This is a genomic window from Nocardia sp. NPDC057353 (assembly GCF_042667085.1).
Classification (GTDB): Bacteria; Actinomycetota; Actinomycetes; order Mycobacteriales; family Mycobacteriaceae; genus Nocardia.
Genome location: NZ_JBHVAK010000018.1, coordinates 36,326 through 53,870, shown reverse-complemented (window position 1 = coordinate 53,870; position 17,545 = coordinate 36,326). Strand labels below are relative to the sequence as shown.

The 17,545-nt window shown below is 63.5% G+C and carries 8 protein-coding genes; all 8 read right to left on the bottom strand.

Translation table 11 applies throughout. The features are described 5' to 3' along the window. Window positions 1-61: 61 nt before the first annotated feature. From dpdD to dpdE, 8 genes are read right to left on the bottom strand one after another with little or no spacing between them, the layout of a single operon-like run. Window positions 62-2,050 carry a protein DpdD gene (gene dpdD / locus ACFUUZ_RS11980; protein WP_378695222.1) on the bottom strand — a complete coding sequence of 663 codons (1,989 nt, stop codon included), beginning with the start codon at window positions 2,048-2,050 and terminating at the stop codon, window positions 62-64. Continuing rightward, window positions 2,047-2,568, bottom strand: a complete 522-nt coding sequence (gene dpdK, locus ACFUUZ_RS11975; RefSeq protein WP_378695220.1) for a phospholipase D-like domain-containing protein DpdK — start codon at window positions 2,566-2,568, stop codon at window positions 2,047-2,049. The genes dpdD and dpdK overlap by 4 nt, the downstream gene beginning before the upstream one ends. Next, entirely contained in the window at window positions 2,565-7,010 is a 4,446-nt protein-coding gene (gene dpdJ, locus ACFUUZ_RS11970; RefSeq protein WP_378695218.1) for a protein DpdJ, read from the bottom strand. Before dpdJ ends, dpdK begins: the two co-directional genes overlap by 4 nt. Window positions 7,011-7,015: 5 nt before the next feature. After that, window positions 7,016-7,705: a hypothetical protein gene (locus ACFUUZ_RS11965; protein ID WP_378695216.1), complete on the bottom strand. Its 690-nt coding sequence runs from the start codon at window positions 7,703-7,705 to the stop codon at window positions 7,016-7,018. Continuing rightward, window positions 7,698-10,772 (bottom strand): protein DpdH, encoded by a 3,075-nt coding sequence (gene dpdH / locus ACFUUZ_RS11960; RefSeq protein WP_378695215.1) that lies wholly within the window; start codon window positions 10,770-10,772, stop codon window positions 7,698-7,700. The genes ACFUUZ_RS11965 and dpdH overlap by 8 nt, the downstream gene beginning before the upstream one ends. After that, complete coding sequence (gene dpdG, locus ACFUUZ_RS11955; RefSeq protein WP_378695213.1) at window positions 10,765-11,640, bottom strand: protein DpdG; 876 nt, start codon at window positions 11,638-11,640, stop codon at window positions 10,765-10,767. The genes dpdH and dpdG overlap by 8 nt, the downstream gene beginning before the upstream one ends. After that, complete coding sequence (gene dpdF, locus ACFUUZ_RS11950; protein WP_378695211.1) at window positions 11,640-14,204, bottom strand: protein DpdF; 2,565 nt, start codon at window positions 14,202-14,204, stop codon at window positions 11,640-11,642. Before dpdF ends, dpdG begins: the two co-directional genes overlap by 1 nt. Next, window positions 14,201-17,437 carry a protein DpdE gene (gene dpdE, locus ACFUUZ_RS11945; RefSeq protein ID WP_378695208.1) on the bottom strand — a complete coding sequence of 1,079 codons (3,237 nt, stop codon included), beginning with the start codon at window positions 17,435-17,437 and terminating at the stop codon, window positions 14,201-14,203. The genes dpdF and dpdE overlap by 4 nt, the downstream gene beginning before the upstream one ends. Window positions 17,438-17,545: the final 108 nt, after the last annotated feature.

The following is a 17,545-nucleotide window of genomic DNA, read 5'->3' as shown; positions in this document are numbered from 1 at the left end:
AGTTCCGCCTGTCCGATGTCACTGCAACGGCTGATTCGAACCAAGATTCAATGGAATCCGGCTATCCGAACCGCTTCTCGAGCTCCGTCAACGTGGTGTGCAGCAATGAAGCAGATCCACTCCCATCCACATAGGCGATTTTATCTTTACTGGCGTGGTTGGAGATGAAGCCGGTCGCGGCGTGCGTTGCAGATCGCGTGATCAACACGACCAGATCAGCGTGCTGCACCCATTTGCGGAGCCGCGGACTACCCACGTGGTCCGATGAAGTCGTGACCCGTGTGTTCGGTGCGACGGAGCGCAATTGCTCGGTCACTCGCCCCAAGACCTTCTCATCGAGCGAGTAGAGTAGGACATTCACCTCCCCGGCGAACCACTTCTCCGAATCCGTTTGGTCGTCGTTCTGCTCGGTCTGCCATGGCAGTCCCAATTCGAGTTCGTCGTCGAGGACGCGGGCGAAGGCAATGTCGACCTTCTCCAGACGTTTCGAATGCCGCGAGAGCGGAGTCAGAAGTCTATAGCCCAGTTGCCGCCTTTCGGCTTCGTCCGGGCACGCCGCCAGCACCAGAGAATCGACCATGTCCAGCGCCGTCGATGCCCGTTCCGGTGCAACCCAGCGGTCGGCCTCGGAGCCGATCTCCCGCAATAGGCTGCTGTAACGATCGGCACTCGGCGCATCGCGCAGTGCGACACCGAGTAGCGCCTGAATCGCCAACAGGTCGCCGGGGTGGAATCGGTTGTAGGTGAGGGCGTTGAGAATAAATGCCTCGGCGCTGTGCCCTGCCGGGTCGTGGTAACCGACAGCGTCGAGGAAGGCACCGACAGCGCTCCATATCTGCTCAGCGCCCTCATCCGGCAGGCCATCCAGCAGGCTGGCGATTTTCTCGTCGTCGTCAGCGGGCGAGGACCAATCCTGCCAACTGGACTCTCGAAGCACATGTCGCGCGGCCGGGAAATCCTCGGATAGCGCGGCCACCAACTCGGCCCAGGACGAGATCGTGGGTGTCGTTCCATCCGCAACCACTGCGTCGTTCGAGGCATCCGCGGTCCTGTTCAGCAACTCTGCACGGACCACCGCCGGTAGTTCCTCGATTTGCTGCAGGCTGATCAGTCGGGCCTTCGCGTGTTCGAGCAGTTCGTGATCATCACCGATGATTCCCGCGAGCACCGCGATGGTCAACGCGCCGGTCGAACGGAGCCTCAGCGGCCCACTCAACAACTCCCGCACGTGCGTGCCAATTTCCGCCAGCAGCTCGATTGCACCGTCGATCTCGTCGGCCGCAAGGTATTTCTCGATCGCGCTGAAGTACAGCGATTCCAGCAGAGCCTCACGTACCGGTGTCGGCGGCTCCTGGCGAACGACATCCGCCAGCCGGGGAAGCTCCTGAATCTCCGCGTCTTTGCCCAGCCGGTTGAGCCGTTTGATCGTCAGGTAAGCCAAGTTGCTGGCGTCCAGGCCACCGGTCTCCCGCAGTTGCTCGAGAATCAACGCCGAGCTCGCCTCACCGCCGGCAGCCAGCGCGGCATCGAATTCGGCCAGGAGCCGACCCGCAGGTTTCGCAACGTGCCATGACCGCACCGGCCGCATCGCGAGTACTTCCTGCATCAGCCGCAGCGCATCGGTCAGCCCGGGCCACCGCTTCGCCGTCGGCCCCGCGCCGAGACGGAACACAGCAGCGGCATTCACGGTCTCGAGCAGGATCCGCTCGATCTCGACTTCCGGGTCGAGCCGGGCGGGACGCTCCATGGACGCTTGAGCGAGATGACTCGGCCCCGCGAACGCCTTGATGAGTTCCGAGGTCGGGACCACATCCTCCCGCTTGTCCACCACCACATAGACGGTGAAGCGGTCCATCGCCTTCTCGAATGCGGGCAGCACCAGTGGGATATCTGGTCGATCGAGGGCTTTGGTAACGAAAGGCCGTGTGCGATCCGCCCATTTGTAGGTGTCGGCCAGGTCGGGCCAGGCGTCGTTGACGGCCGCCGCGAAGAACGCTTCCAGCAGTCGCCGGGTGGCTTCCGGTGTTCGTGGTTCCACTGTCTCGGTCACGGTGTACCTTCCCAACGCCGTTCCAGGTCTATCCGGGCCTGGCCGGGTTCCCGCCCGCCCTGGCTGTAGGTGACCGCCTCGTCGTTGACCGTCATACCGCGGATGGTGAAGTTCATTGATCCGGTGAGCAGCCACTCCTGCCCACACATAGTCTTCTCGTGCACCTCTGGCGCCTGCATGATTTTCAATCGCCCACGCGGGGCTTCGGCGGCGAGCCGGTGCAGGAAGGGTTCGTTGTGGTCGTCGGGGCGGGTCACGACGTGCAGGTGCGCTCCTGCCGCGGTGATTGTGGCCAGTGCGTCCGACAGCCGACACACAGTGACCGAGTCGTCGCCGAACACGGCATCGAACTCGCCCGCGGAGTTGTCGATCACGTCCACGTCGGTGATCCACGGCGAAACCAGCCAGATCAGCGGGCTGGGGGCGAGCATCTCGGACAGCAACACGGCGCGAAGGACCGGTGCGACGCGGATACGCGTCTGTTCACTGATACGAATCGTACGTGCAGTAGTGGTCATTGCACCGCTTCCCGGATCTCTACGCGTACGGTGGTGCGATCCGAGTGTCTGACGACGTTTCGGACCTGGCCGTAGAGGCGGAGCGTGTCCCGGTCAATGGGCAGAACCGGGAGCAGGACCAGCGCGGCCGCCACACCCCGGTTTTCCCGGCCGCGACTGACCAGGTCGAGTCTTCCATGTCGGGTGAGCGCCGCTTGGTATCGCACGGTCCAATCCGGTTCGCCGAGGTCGATCTCGATCAACTGCTCCGCGTGGCAAGCGCTGATCAGAGCCCGGTCCACGACGGCTTCTGCACCGAATCCCTGGTAGTACTGCAGATGCTGGTTTCGAGCCTGGTGGCCCCGAGGCCACAACAGGCTGAATACCTGGTCGGCGCTCAGTTCCCGCTCACTGTCGGCGAAGGATCCACGACTGGCCACGAAGGCCATCACGCGTGCATCGATCTCCACCCCGAGTCGTCGCTCCAACTCCATCCAGTCCTCGACCAGCCTCAAGGCCGTGCGGTCCAAGGCAGTGTCCGAGCCGGGGCGCAACAGGCGGGTCGACAGCGCGGCGAACGCGGCGTGCCGGGGTGGCCCGCTGAGCGTCGTCCACGCCTCGCGCAACTCTTGCAGTCCCGCTCCGGCGGTCTGCGTGGAGCGAGCCTGCCGCAACTCGGCGATGGCGCGTGCCGCTGCACCGGAAGGATCCGCTGTCACTGCTTTCAGCAGCTCGAGCATCGCCGCGTCGACGTGCTCGTGCTCGGCTGGGGCCAGGATGGAATCGACAAGTGTCCAGAATGCTCGGGGATCCTGCGCATAGTTCTGGACCAGGAACTCGACCACGCCAACACCTCCGATCGACGTCTCGGTCAGCCACACCACGTCGTGGTCGCCCTGCCCCTGTTCGAAGACATCGACTGTGAGGTCTTTGTCCTGCGCGTGGGGACAGACACGGATCGAAGCCGCGAGGATCGCTGCGGCAACCGTGTGCGTATAGACGCGCGACGCCAGCGACGCTGTCCGGTCCACGATGTCGGGGTCGGTCAGAAGCAGGCCTGCGCGGTTGAGCGAGCTGATGACCGCGGGCTGCGTTGCAAGTGCCGAGAGCCCCTCGACGAGCCGATCTGTCGTCGACGCGCCCGACCCAGGAGTATCAGCGCTCCGATACATGACAGTGAGGATCTCGGGCAGCTGCTCGCGCCAAGCCCCATCGGCGAGTTCCGCGTGCACCGTCGAACCCGAACGCCCATCCGCCCCTCCGAGGGCGAATGCGGTGAGGTAGATCTGGGCCAGCCATTCGCGCTGGAACTTGTTCGCCACATCGTCGAGGTTCGGATCCGAGCGCACTGCGTCCAGAAACGCCAGCGATCGCCACTGCGGCGAGCCGAGATAGGTCCGGAATTCAGGGGTTTCAAGATCGGGACGCTTGAGAACGAACCTGATTCCGTCCACCTCCAGATGGAAACCGAGTGCCGCCGGTCCACCGTCGAGTGAGTAGGCGATCTTCCGCCGCTCATCGGTGCGCTGGTTGGCGCGAGCGATCACAGTGTCCGCCCCGATCGTCATTCGCCGGACCTCGACCGGATTGCCGCTCCGATGCGAGCAGAACCCGACCTCGACCAATCGGGTGCTCCACGGCGACGAGTCCGGAATGTCGGCAGCGTGGGGCGGCGTGCTTTCGCCGACCGCGACCTGACTGACCCACCGCGCAGTGCCCTGAGACCTCGTGTGGATCTCGGGGTCCGGCTCCTTCATGCGAATGATGGTTGGGCGGACCACCTGGTATTTCTTGCCATCAGCCCCTTCCCACACCCCCTCGATCATCGCGCCGGGACCGACAATGGTCCGCAGATCGAGTTCATCGGAGCCGGTCGGAGGCGCGATCCAGGTTCGATCGTCGTCACGTCGGTATGCGTACCGTTTGCTGACCCTTCCCGGTACGGTCTCTCGCAGAGCCTGCGCTATACCGAGCGACTCGGTGTCGCCCTGATCGCCGAACGGCAACTCCAACCGGACGTCGGGGACGTTCAACGGCGCGAACAATGAGGTCGTCAGAAACTCCGGAAGCAGGTCGCCCGGCCTGGCACCAGAATCTTCGCGAGCTGGCTCCCACCGGGTACTGAGCCTTCTCAACGCTGTTGGAACTACGGCCAGCAGCAGTGACCGCGGTGGATCCCACAGGATCGCCTGGACATCCTCCGGATCTATCTGCAGCGCACTCTGGATGTGTTTCGCCAGGTGGTCCTGTGCACCCTCACGATTCTCCAGGACCGCACGCAGAATTTCAGCGACGAGATCATACGTGGAATCGTCGATCAATTGCCTGCCCCGCGGGCGTTCCAGCACCTTGCGTGGATCGAAAAAGCACTGCTGGGCTCGCATCCGACCACCCAACCAGTCGAGCATGGCCTGAGTCGCTTGGATCTTCTGAATGAACCTGTTGCCAACGGGCAGGGTGGGGGCCGTCAGGACTGGCGTGAACAGCGTTTCGTAGGCCTGATAGGCCAAGCGGTCACGCCCGTACTCCGAGAGCGTAACGACGGTAATCGGCCGGGTGGCTCGGAGCCTGCCGGCTCGCCCGCGCCGCTGGATGAACGCTGCTGGGTTGCGTGGCGCCTTGTGCTGAAGCACCAACCCCACTCTGGAATCGTTGACGCCGACTTCCAGCGACGGTGAGGCGACAGTTAGGTCGGCGTCTCGATCCATCCCGGCATCTTGGGACGAGGTCCGGCCGATCCGCAGGTGCTCCTGTCGCAGGTCAGCCGAGAGCGGGTATCCGATCTTCTCCGTCACGCGCCACACCTGGCCATCGCGTTCGCGGTCTGCCTCGAAGTCTCTTGCAGACGAACGCAGCGCAGCCAGAACCGGTTGTTTGCTACTCCGCATGGCGCGGTTCTGTCCGCCCTCTGCGTCGCGGAGGGCGTCGTAGAAACGGTTGGTCACGTCCAGGTCGTCGGTGAACATGAAACCGGTCGTGCCGAAAAGATGCTGTTGTTTGTCGAGGATCCTGCCGAACAGCATCGCTGTCTGCACGGAGGTCGACAGCAGACTCGCCTGAGAGATCGGATCGCCGCGTAGGGCAATGCAGTATTCACGTCCCTCGTCCACCATGTCGGGTTCCCTGGGCTCGACGCGGTCGACAGCGCTCGGGGGCAGACCGGTCAGCGCAGCAAAGAACCGCTCGCTATCCCGCAGTGTCGCGGACAGGCCGACGAAGGTGATGGGCCTCCGCGCCGCGTTGCGCCAACGCCGCAGGAGAAGCGCGACCTGAGCGCCGTGCATCCCGACGTAGGTATGCACCTCGTCCAACAGCACGACTGCTGGCGGCGCTCCCCCCTGCCAGCCCAGCAGGCGCGAGAGCGGGCCGGTCGCGCTTCTGTTCAGCATCTCGGTGGTGCTGAACAGAATCTCCGGCGGATTATCCGAGATGCTTTTTCGTGTTAACGCCAGGCTCGGCGGCGCGATCGTGTGCGAGCAATTTGCGCATCGCAACCGCTCGACGCCGGTGCTCCTATCGGAATTCCACCAGATCAACTCACCGACATTGCATGACGGACAACCGAAGTACGGGCACACGAATCCATTCCGGCGTTGCTTCCAAGCGGAGCGCTTGTTCTCGAACTGCCAAGCATCGCTGGTGTCTCTCGGCGTATCCCCGTACAGGACTCCGATCCGGACCCTCCGAGACGTAACCCTGGTTTCGTGCAACTGATTCGCGAGACGGATCGTCTCCGCCAATTGATCACGCAGCAGTTCCACACGCGGATAGATAGCCAGCGTGTGGATTCCCTTCTGCGCTCTACCTGCCATCGAAGCGAATGCCGGTAGGTAGAAGGCCATTGTCTTCCCGCTGCCGGTACCCGCACCGACGATGATCCCTCGACTGCGGGGTGCGCCGATGGCGGAGAAGATGCGTTGGGTCGCTTCGACTTGGAAAGCAGCGAGGAGATTCTCCCCCACAAGGGCTCTGGCGATCTGTTTCTGGGGGTCACCCCACCCCTGGAGCGTTGCCAGTTGCGTGCACGCCTGGTCGGCCTTGATGTCTCGCTTCGGGTATCGGCGCGGCCGGACATGCAGTCGGTAATCGGCTACGAGCCGCGGGCCGCTCAGCCACCAGCCGGTCTGCTGAGTGGCACCCCAGCGTGGAGCGAAGAGTTGCCGCAAGTTCACGGTCAGCCGCAGCGCCTCGGCCATCCGAGTTCGGTACATGGGCGTTTCCGCGGACCCATAGCTCGGCGTACCGCTCGGCACGGGCACCAGCAAAGCCTTACTGACCAAGTAATCGACCAGAGCGTCGATAGTCGTTCCACGCGGCGCATCGCGATGTCCGGCGAGCAGGCTCTCGATCGTCCCGGTGACCTCGTCCCAGGACAGGACCCCGGTGGTCACTCCCCAGGACAACAGAGGGAGTTCCCGATCTTCGAGTGCGGACAGCAGGTCATTGACGAACCTGGGTTCCATCTCTCTCACTTGTTGATCCGCTTCAGCGTGATCTGTTCATCGAGGTGCCGCGAACGCAGCAGGGCAATCTCGCTGTCGGTGATCTGCGCCAGGGTCGGCGGTCGATCGCTCGACAGCCGGTACAGCAGGTCCGCCATCTCGGCGGGCACGTCGGCGACATCGGCGAGCAGGTCTGCCAACCCATCGATCGAAGTGTTGAACAGACTGACGTCGGCTTTGGACAGCTCTTTCGCCCGGGACAACCCCTCCAACTCGGTGCGCCGCCGCCGAGCATCGAGTTGGTCCGCGTGTGAGAGCATCGGAATCCGGCCCAACGGCAACTTCGAGATGCGGGCCGAGGCCCAGGTGGACCAGGCCGAGTAGGTCTCCTCGCCAAGTCGCTTGGATACCGCGGAAATCTCTCGGGTGGCTCGTGCGAAGACTCCATCTCCGGGGTTGGTCACGGTCTGTACGGTCGCTGCGAACTCCTGATATCCCCGGCCCGCCGCGGACACATCTACTCTCGTCGAACCGATGGTCTTGTTCACCTTGCGCGCGAGCTCGACCTTGGTGTGAAGATCACCCAGCGATGTCTTCAGCTTCGCGACCCTCTTGGCGATCCGGCGCGCCTCGTCGAGGCCCTGTTCCGCCGTCGCCAGGCGGCGTATCTCGCTCTGCAACTGCTCAACCTTCTCGAAGACCGTTGCCTCACTCATCGGCTAACTCCTCGCTGCGCGCGATCTCGGCCCACTCACGAACAACAGACTGAAGATTGTCCGAGGTTTCAGTCTCATGCCCACCACTGCGGCGCTTGGCCGACTCGAGCACTTCGTCCAACCAGGTATCACTCGCTTCCAGGAAGTTGCGAATGGTGGGCAGTGCTGGATCCCGTTCCCGGCCCGCGACGGTAAGCGCTGCCAGCGTCTTCTTGCCCTGGTCCGCACCCGTCGGGCCTGCGAGCCGAGCGAGGTCATCCTCAAGCTCGGTGATTGCGTGCCAATCCACGCCTTCGACCTCGGCTCCAAGGGTCTTCAATCTCTGGCTCTGCACAGAACTCAGCGGTAACCCGTGTTGCCTGGCTTCGTCCATGACATCGAAAACGGCGGGTACGACGCCCTTATTCAGCGTCCCCCTGGCGACTCTGCGCCGGAGGGCCGCCAGCAAGTCGCGCAGCGCCTCCAATTGATCGTCGACGAGGCGCGGCAGCAACAGAAAGCCTTTCACCGCGGGCGAAATCCAGGAGGGCACCGTGCGGTCACCGACCTCCCATTCCCACTCCCGAACTGCTTCATCGAGCAGGGGAAGCAGGCGTGCAGCGTCGATCATGCGAACCTTGCCGCGGTCGCCCTGTGAAATGCCAACAGCGTTTCTGATCTGCGTCACGAGCGGTTGCCGATTGCTCAGGTGGCCAGTCAATGTCTCGTTCCACGGCGGCACCCGGGTAGCGAAGTCCGCACGGGCCCAGCCCTCGCCGTCGTGCAGGACCACGTCGACCAGTTCCGCCTCCGGCATACCCGGTCGCGCCCGGCCGGCCAGGGCGGCGCCGATCAAGGACGCCCGCAACCCCAGCACGAGATCCGGATCGGTGATCTCCTGCTTGTCGTGGATGGCTTTCGTGAGGTTGGGAGCCTTCGACTCGGCCAACTCAGCGAGCCGATACACGGCCTCCACCGAGTTGGGCGGGTGACCTTCCTTCATGAGCAGTACCGACTTGAAGAACTGCGCGTTGCGTCCACTCTTCGCGAACTGAATCGGAGCTGAATCGGGGTCGACCTTCAGCCCACCCCGTGCTCCTCGGATGTACACCGCACCGGTGTTACCGCCCCAAATCAGCTTGAGGGCTTCCTTTGTCCTGCTGTCCATCAACGGATCGGCCCAGCTGTACCGGTAGACTACCGCATCGGCTGCAATCGCCCGCAACTTGAGTGCGGTGTTGGGCATTGCTTTACCCTCCGTAGTCGCCCATTCTTCAATTTCCTGGAGCGAATTTCGAAGTTGCGCCGGCAGGGGGGGGTGGTCCGATCGAGGAGTCCGGTCGCGCTCGGTCGATACCTTCGGCCGGTCCGGGGTCCGAGGCCGAGGGTTAGGCGATGCCTCCGACGCCGCCAGCCCGAATGCGAGCCGTACCCCCGGCTCGCCATCGAACGGAGACTCGGCATCACCCCAGAACTCCAGGAAGGTGCGGTATCGATCGACTTCGGTCGGGTAGGTGGACTCGACCTCATCGAGCAGGGCGCTATCGAGGGGAACGTCGATCTTCGCTCGGCGAAACCGCTCGCTGAAGCCGCGGTGCGGGAAGATACCTTCCCGGATGGCTTTGGCGTCCTGCACCAGGACCTTGTGGACCACGGACCCAAGGACCGCACGAGGCACGAATTGATACGGCGCCTCCGCGGGTGCGGTGGAGTGCACGGCTCTGGTCAGCGCGGATCTATTGAACGGGTACAGGCCGAAGCCTTCGTCTGAGACGCCAAACGCGGCGTGGCACTCAGTCTGGAACGGGCAGGAATCACAGTTGTTGGGAACCTCCACTCCCTGCGACACCATATGGAGTGCGTCGGCTCCGAGCCTCGCGGCGTTGAGGTAGCGTGCCACGAAGGAGGCCATATAGTCCCCGCCCTGACCGGCGGCGTCGAACGGCGCGTCCAAGTCGTAGACGTACCCCACAGTTGCGTGCAGACGGGTCAACACTGTCTCCGGCAGAGACTGGAAGTAGCCCGTCGTCACCGCGAGCAAAGTTCGGATCCGGGCCAGGACGTCGACGCCCTCACGCCGTGCGGGTTCGATCATGGCATCCAGCAGTTCGCGTTGCACACCTTGAATGAGCGCAAAGTCTTCGATGAGGAGAATAATTTCGCGGCCCTGCCTGGCGTACTCCTTACGAACCTCCTCCATCGCTGACACCAAACTGCCGGAACCCATGTTGAAGACTCGCTTGACTGCGTCTTCCAGGCACTGGTTCAACAATTCCACTGCGGCTTCCTGCATCGCAGGCGTAGTGGAGAGCATCTTCAACACGTTGGCAGTCATACCCGCGACCTGCTTGATCTCGGCGAATTCTAGCGGCAGATCCTGCCGGGTGAACCGCTCGGGACGCTGCCGTTCGCCGTCTCGGCGATCATGCAGGAGTTGATATGCCAGTTGAGGAATGAATCGTGTCGGCTCCAGCATGTAGCCACGAACGTGGGGGTCCTGCAGCAGAACGGCCACTCCGCGGGGACCCCGCAGGACTCGGGTCGGCCCGGAGATACCGTCCTGGGTGGTGGCCGACAGTTCTTCTTCAATGCTGTTGATCAGCCTTCTGGCGAGCGCATCGGGCTCGACGCTTGAGGAAAGCTGGTCAATGGCGCGGCGGAGTTCGGCCGCTTTGTGGGACTCAAGGTCGGCGAGGAGCTCGACGATCACCGCCTTGAGGCTGGTCTTTCCCTTCTCCAGATAGATGACCTTGCGTCTGGGTGTGTCCTTGACCTTTTCGCGAACCCATCGAATGAGATGGGATTTGCCGGTTCCGGACCCGCCAACGACGGGCATCAGCAGTGCGCCGGTATCAGACTGTCGTGTCAGGAAATCGGACAGAACCACATTCTCGTCGACGATCTCCGCTGCACGCTCCAGATTTTTCGCGTCGTCGCGTGTCCCGCCGGTCAACTGGCTGCGCCGCAGTCTCAAGGTGGCGTGTGTGGCCAGGAATACGGCGCGCGAGGGGCTCACCGCCTCGGTATTGATCGTCTGGGCTGCCTCGTCGGCGCGCCAGCAGGTATGCAGCATGAATTGCTCAGCCATTGATCCCCTCCGAGACCAGGATGTCGGACACCCGGCGATTCGGGTCATCCCGGTCGGCGACGGTCACCGTCCTTGCGCTGTCCGCGAATCGTTCGAACCGCAACCAGCCCTCGTAACAGCCGCGCAGAAGCGCGAAAGAGAGGGCCGGGTCGACAACCTGCTCGCCCGGGTCCGAAATCCCAAGCCGAGTTGAGTAGACGCCGCCAGGCAACACAGGAATGGCTTGCCTGATCGTCCGCACCAATTCCACGGCAGATACCGTTTTTCCAGCCAATTGGGTTGCAGCCAGTACCTGCCGCACTGCCGTCGTACAGTCCGGGGTGAGCGCGCTCGATTCGGCACCCGATATCAGTGGTGTCGCACCTAGCCCCAGCATCGGCGCCCAGTGGACGAATCGCGGCCAACGGACGTTACTCGGTGTCGGATTCTTCCTTTCCACCGAGAAGCGAGCCGTGCTTTGTTCGTCAACCTTCGCCCGAGTGACCGGCGGGTCGAGCGGGTCGAAATTCAAGAAGTAGCACAGAACGATGATCAGGTCTCTATTGCCGGTGATGGGGTCCGACTCCAGATCGGTATTACGTACGGGAGCGAAAAGAGCCTCGCGGAGGCGGTGTTGGAAGTCCGCCAGGGCGGGAATATCATAACACAGCGATATCTTGCCACTTTCGTCCTGGTTTACCAGGTCCAGTTCGAGCAACGTGCGAACCGCGGAATGGTACGGAGGGTCGGACTTCATCCCCGCATTCAACGAGTCGGGGCTCAACAGCGCCTTGGCCTGGCTATCGGTCAAGGGTTGCCGCGCACTCAACAACCGGACCAGTGCCCACAACTGCGGAGGCAACGCTCGGTCGACGTTCAAAAAAGCCATCAGAGACACTCCAACGCTGTCTGTACCGAAACAGTCGGTCGATGAATTGTGGCGAACGGTTCCGACACCTTCTCGGGGTGCGCGGTCGTACCTGGATGGAGGACATACACGGTGTCAGCGGACCGGATCCTGCTCACCAGATCGGTCGGCATCACCTGGGTGCCAGGCACGCCGACCCACACCATCGGCCCCGCATACGACCGCAACAGATCGTCGTCCTGATCGTGGATCACCGGCACCTGGCCGACCTCCCGTTGCAGAGCCGCCATCAGCACGACGGTCGCGCCGGGGCCACCGACGACCGACAATCCTCTGCGCACCAGTGCGGTGAGGAGCCTGGGTATTGATCGCTGAAACTCCGCGTCACTGTCCCATGAGATGCTGAGGCAGTTCGCCGATCCCCGGAAGCGGATGAGTGGATCACAGTCGACCCGGATCGAAACTGGAAGGAACGGCGCCGGTTCAGCCGCGAGCCGGTAGAAGTTCTCTCCCGCGAGCCTTTCCGACTGCCTACATCGCGGACATCCCCGGCAAGTCACACCGAGCGTGATGTCATCGGTGCTGTAGTAGTCCGCCAGGACCTGGCCCATACACTGTCGTCCGCTGAGTACGTTCCGGATGCCGTCGACTGCGTGACGCCGACTGCGCTTGATATCTCCGCGGACATCCTTGATCCGCTGCGAAAACTGGTCCTCTTGGTTTGCGGCGCTGTCCAAAAGGGTGATCTGAACGAACCGGTCAGCGGGCTGTCCCGGTGTTCCGAGTTCATCATCCCAAATGCCAGCGTTAACGTCGGGGGGAACCGTCAACGACAACTCGATCAGCCGGGCACGGTGCATGAGCCCAAGGAGATGCAGGTTCCATTCCCGGTTTGATTTCGAGGTTCTCGACAGATCCGATCGGTAACGATCGAGGTCAATACGGTATACCTCGGTCTGCAACCGTTCCGCCTCGACGAACATCGCGCGCCACCGTTCGAAGGCCAGAGCTGCACCGATGAGCCGCTCGTCTCCCAGGTTCGCGGCGACCTCGAAGTCGTTGTCGGTGCTCATCAGGACCGAAAGGGAGGGGAGGCCATCGCGTCCGCCGCGGCCCACCTCCTGGTAGAAGCGATCCAGAGACTCCGGCACACAGGCGTGGAGAATCGTCCGGACATCGCCCACGTCGACCCCCAGACCGAACGCCGAAGTCCCGACCACGACGTCGTAGACGGTCGCGACCGCTCCCGTCGAACTCCGGCCGCTCCACCCCGTCATCGCGTCCCGCCGCGCCTCGTCGTTGGACTCTCCGGTGACCGCCGTGACTCGGCGCAGACCCTCCTCGTGCAGTCGATCCCGCCACCACCGCGCGTCGCTGCGCGTGGTCACGTACAGCACCATCGGTTTGGGCAGTAGGCGGATGGCTCGCAGCACCGCGGCAGCACGATCCTCGTCGTTCGTATAGTGGGTGACGTAGTAACTCGGCTCGTGCCGCAACTGTGCCGCCGAGACCACCCAGGTGCGCGCGGGCTCACCGAACATGAACGTCAGACTGTCAATTTGATCAGGGGTGAAAGTAGCGCTCATCGCGATCGTCACCGGCGCTCTGCCCTCCGGGGCGTTGGCGATCCACTGATCCCGATGCCTGGCCATCAGCTGGAACGACTGGCGAAATCGAATACCCCACTGCTCTACCAGGTGTGCCTCGTCGATCACGAAATATCGGAGGTGCCCAGCGGCCGCAGCCTCCGCCAACGCCGGCGCGAGACCGGTGACCAAGGCCTCCGGCGACGTGAACACGATGCGCTGCCGACCGGATCTGATTGCGTCCCGCATCCGTTGCTTGTCGTCGGCTCCGAGCCCACCGAGGTAGGCGAAACGATCGTGCGACGTACCGATGTCGTGCTTGCGCATGACCTCTCGAGTCCGCCGCTCCATATCCAGTGCGAGCACAACGGTAGGGACGACGACGACGGTCAACCCGGATTGTTCTGGGGAAACCAGCCCCGCGGCCAATGCGACGGCAGTCTTGCCCTGGCCGGTGGGCAGGCTGAGTACCAGCGTAGCGCCCGCTTCAGCCAGCGCTACGGTACGAGCCAACTGCCGCTGGCCGACCGACTTGTAGCTTCGATGACCGAACGCACTGGTCATGAACGGGTCAGCAGGCGCTGGAACCGGGGTGAAGCGTTGCCGAGCCTCACTACCGAGGTGCACGTTCTCGAGGTCCTCGGCGGCCGCCAAAGACGCCGGAGGCGACTGGGCATGCTCCGGAGTCCATGGGACCGCCCAGACGCGCAACCCGCCCGCGGTCGCTACCGCGGTGCACTCCACATCCGACCAGTCGGACTCGTCGGGAAGCGCCGGATCGAGGGGGATGACCAATCCTGCATGGTTACCCCGGGCCGCGGCGTCCAGTAGCACCTGTCTGGTCAGCACGGCAATGTCGGCCTTGGAAGCGCGGCGGGTACCCAACCCGCGAACGGCGTCCGTCAATCGGCCGAGCAACCCGGTCGCACCATCCGCGGAGGGGACAGTGGGCCACTGGGCAAACAACCGCTGGGCACCCGTCCACGAATCGAAACTCACCGGGCCTGCCTCGGAATCCCCATCCGGACAGCACACACAGCCGCGACCACACGCGCACTCGGATGGCGAATCCCCTCCATGAGCCTCGAGGTCACGGCGCTGTCCATGACCATCGACTCCTCGTCGTTGACGAGGCGGCCCGCCGAGGCACGCGCCTTGGCCTGCGCCTGCATCACGCGCAGTCCAGCCGTCGCTCGTGCCAATGCCGACGCGGACCGTTCGGTTAGCTTCGCGGTCTCGGTCAGTCGGATACGTGCCAGGTGTTCCGCCTCATCACCGGCCTTGCGGAAGCCAGCCCAGCCACCGAGCCGACCGATGAGCTCGTCAAGTTTCGGTCCGGCGATGCTGCGATCACGCTGATTGTCGAGAGGGCGCTCGAGCCACCGGACGGCATCGGGGCTCGCCACGACGCATTGCTCATCGACCTCGATCCACACCCGCGTCGTGAAGGGAGCGAATAATCGGTCGGCACGACGCCGCAGCGCAAAAATCGCGCCCGGCACGTCGGGAACTTCTGCCAGCGCGACCTGAAGGTCGGCTTCGACCAGGAAGTCGAACCCGAAATAGACTTCGGGTTCCTCCCCCCGGTACCCGGGATCGATACGAGCCACGCAGGTCGCTTGCCCTCGGTCATCGCTGTCGATGACGTGCGCGAGAAGGTCGATGACCGGGTTGCCGATGCGGAAGATCCGCCTGCCGGGGGGCTGCACAGCGACTGATCTGTTGAACACGCCCTTGCCGGAGTCCTCACCGAAGCGAGAACGGGCGACGCGCAAGATGCTCGGGTCGATCCTCGGCTTGGATCCGGCGATGTCGAAGACCTCCACGCGCCGACCATCAACCAGTTGTTCCAGCCGTCGAATATTGAGCCCGCCGTTGCGGTCCGACGTATAGCCCAGAACCGCGTCGCGGATCCGTTTCCACTCAGTTTCCAACGCGCTCATGGCATCTGCCACATCATCGGCATGGATAGTGGTGTGGTGAATGGACTCCAGCATATCCATCTTGTCGATCTCGATTGCAGCCTCGCGCAACGCCTGCTCCACTTCCTCGGAGCACTCCACCAGCCCGTCAGTGCCGACCTCGAGGGCTCGCTGCCACACGGAGATCAACCCGTGTGAGATCGCGTCCTGCAGCGTCGACACCGAAGCGTCGAAGATTCGGTAGCCGTCGCACAGTAGATCCAGCCACGAGGCCGTCGCAGGCAGTTCCGTTTCCGCAGGCAGCACGACGTAGTGCGCGGCAGGACCCGGTGGCGTATCCATGGTCACGAACCTGTCGACCCGGCCAAGTCGTTGTTCGAGCCGGTTGGGTGACCACGGCAGCCGCACATGGATCGCCGCATCGGCGACCTGAAGGTTCAGGCCGTCTTCACCGGAGTCGTCACAGATCAGCAGCCCGCGCGTTGCTTTCCGCCAGCCGGCCACTGCCTTCTCGGCGTTCTCCGCACTCATGGACCTCGTGTGCTGGAACAGCGGGGCTTTCGGGAACCGTGCCCGCAAACGAGTGACCAGGTCATCGGCAAGGACACCGCCACCGCAGAACGCGATCGTCCGCGGATGTCGATTCAGCACTGGCAGAAGTGCCGTAATCACGGCCTCGAAGGCGGCGGTGCCACTCTCAGCCACGGCAGCTTCGATCGCCCGCAGGATGTCGCGTTCGTGGGCCAGGACGAGAGGAGCGGTCACGAGTCCGCGATCCACCGGGTCCAGAGCGACGGACGGTTCGACCTGCTCGACCCGAAGTCGCAAAATCGCAAGCAGGTCGCGACCACTGATACCCGTATACGCCACGAGGATGCCGTAAAGCTGGGCGTAGCTCGCACTCTCGTCCTCGGCGTCCGTGTCGAGCAAGGCGCCACGAGTGCCGGTCCGCCATTCTTCGACCAACTCCTGGAGCTGCTCGTCGGCAACGGACTCGATCGTCAGACGGCGAGGGCGTTCCCGCCCGCGCACCTCGTACGGTACGAAGTCGGAGTCGGCCCGGTCTGCCAGAACTCGGGAGCGCCGGTGGCGGATCGTCCGCCGGTGCAGCCGGTAGGTCTCGCTGATGTGTCCTCGCAACTCATCGACGCGCACCCGCAGTTCGCCCTCGTCGTCGAGATCGGCGAGATCGCCGTCCGGGGTCAGCAGGGCGAGCACTGCGGCGCCCAACTCTTCGACCCGCTGGTCTTCGGGCAGAACCGCCCGTACGCGGTCGATGTTCATCGGGAGCAAGGGTGGCCAGTCGGCATCGATGGCGTAGGCGACATCCGCGAGTTCGGCACGCAGGGCATAGCGCTCCTCGAACGCCGCACGGTTCTCCCAGCGGTAGACATCGGGGTCGAGAAGATGCAGCAGGCCGAGGTGGGTGAGCAGATTCGAGGTGATGGGGGTCGCGGAAAGAAGCAGGAGTCGCTCTGCGCTGTGCGCTAGCGGTACCAACTCGCGGTACGGCGACGAGTTCGGATCACCCCCGCGGACCAGCACGTGCGCCTCGTCCACGACAAGCAGGTCGCTGTCCCGACGTTTGGCCCAGCCCTTGGGGTTCTCGTGCGCGAGGACCTTGATTTCGGCACGCGGGAAATCGTCAGTGAAAAATTTGCCCGTCAGCTCGCGAATCCACTGCCTGCGCAGCACATCCGGCGCCACGATCGTGACTTTGGCCAGGGGGTTGTCGATGAGAGTCTGGCGGATGACGAAGCCCGCCTCGACCGTCTTTCCCAGTCCGACCTCATCCGCCAGCAGGTACCGCTGTACCGGATCGGACAGGACTGTAAGACTCGCCTCGACCTGATGAGGAAACAATTCGACCGCCGAGGACAGGAACGCGGGAACATTCGCACACGCCGCACGCTGGCGGACCAGCGCGTTCAACATCGGCAGACGAGCCTCTCGGAAGTACCACGGCTCGCTGCCACCTGCCGTCAGAACATGCAGTGGATCCCGGACAGGGCGGTTCCACCGCACCCTGAGATCGGAACCACGCACCCGCCGGTCATCGCCGCGGTTCGGGAACCGGACGAAGTACGAATCATTCTGCCGCGCGGTAACTCTCCCCGCGGTCCAGTCACCGGTGTCGGGGTCGCGCCAGAACACACGCACTCCAACGGGAAGCGTGACGAGTTGACAGTCCTGCACCAGAGCATCAACGGCCTCGACGACCGGTTCGACAACGGACTCGAAGTACTCGATCCGGACTCGGCTCCCCTGAACCTCACCCACGCGACCGATGTCCCACCTGCCGTGCTGCATGATGAAACTGCCTGGTTGCAAACCTCGCTACCCTCCTGAACTTAGACGCCATAGCGCCACGTCAGTACGTATGAGACGGATCTCCCCCTCAGGTCGCACTCCACAGTG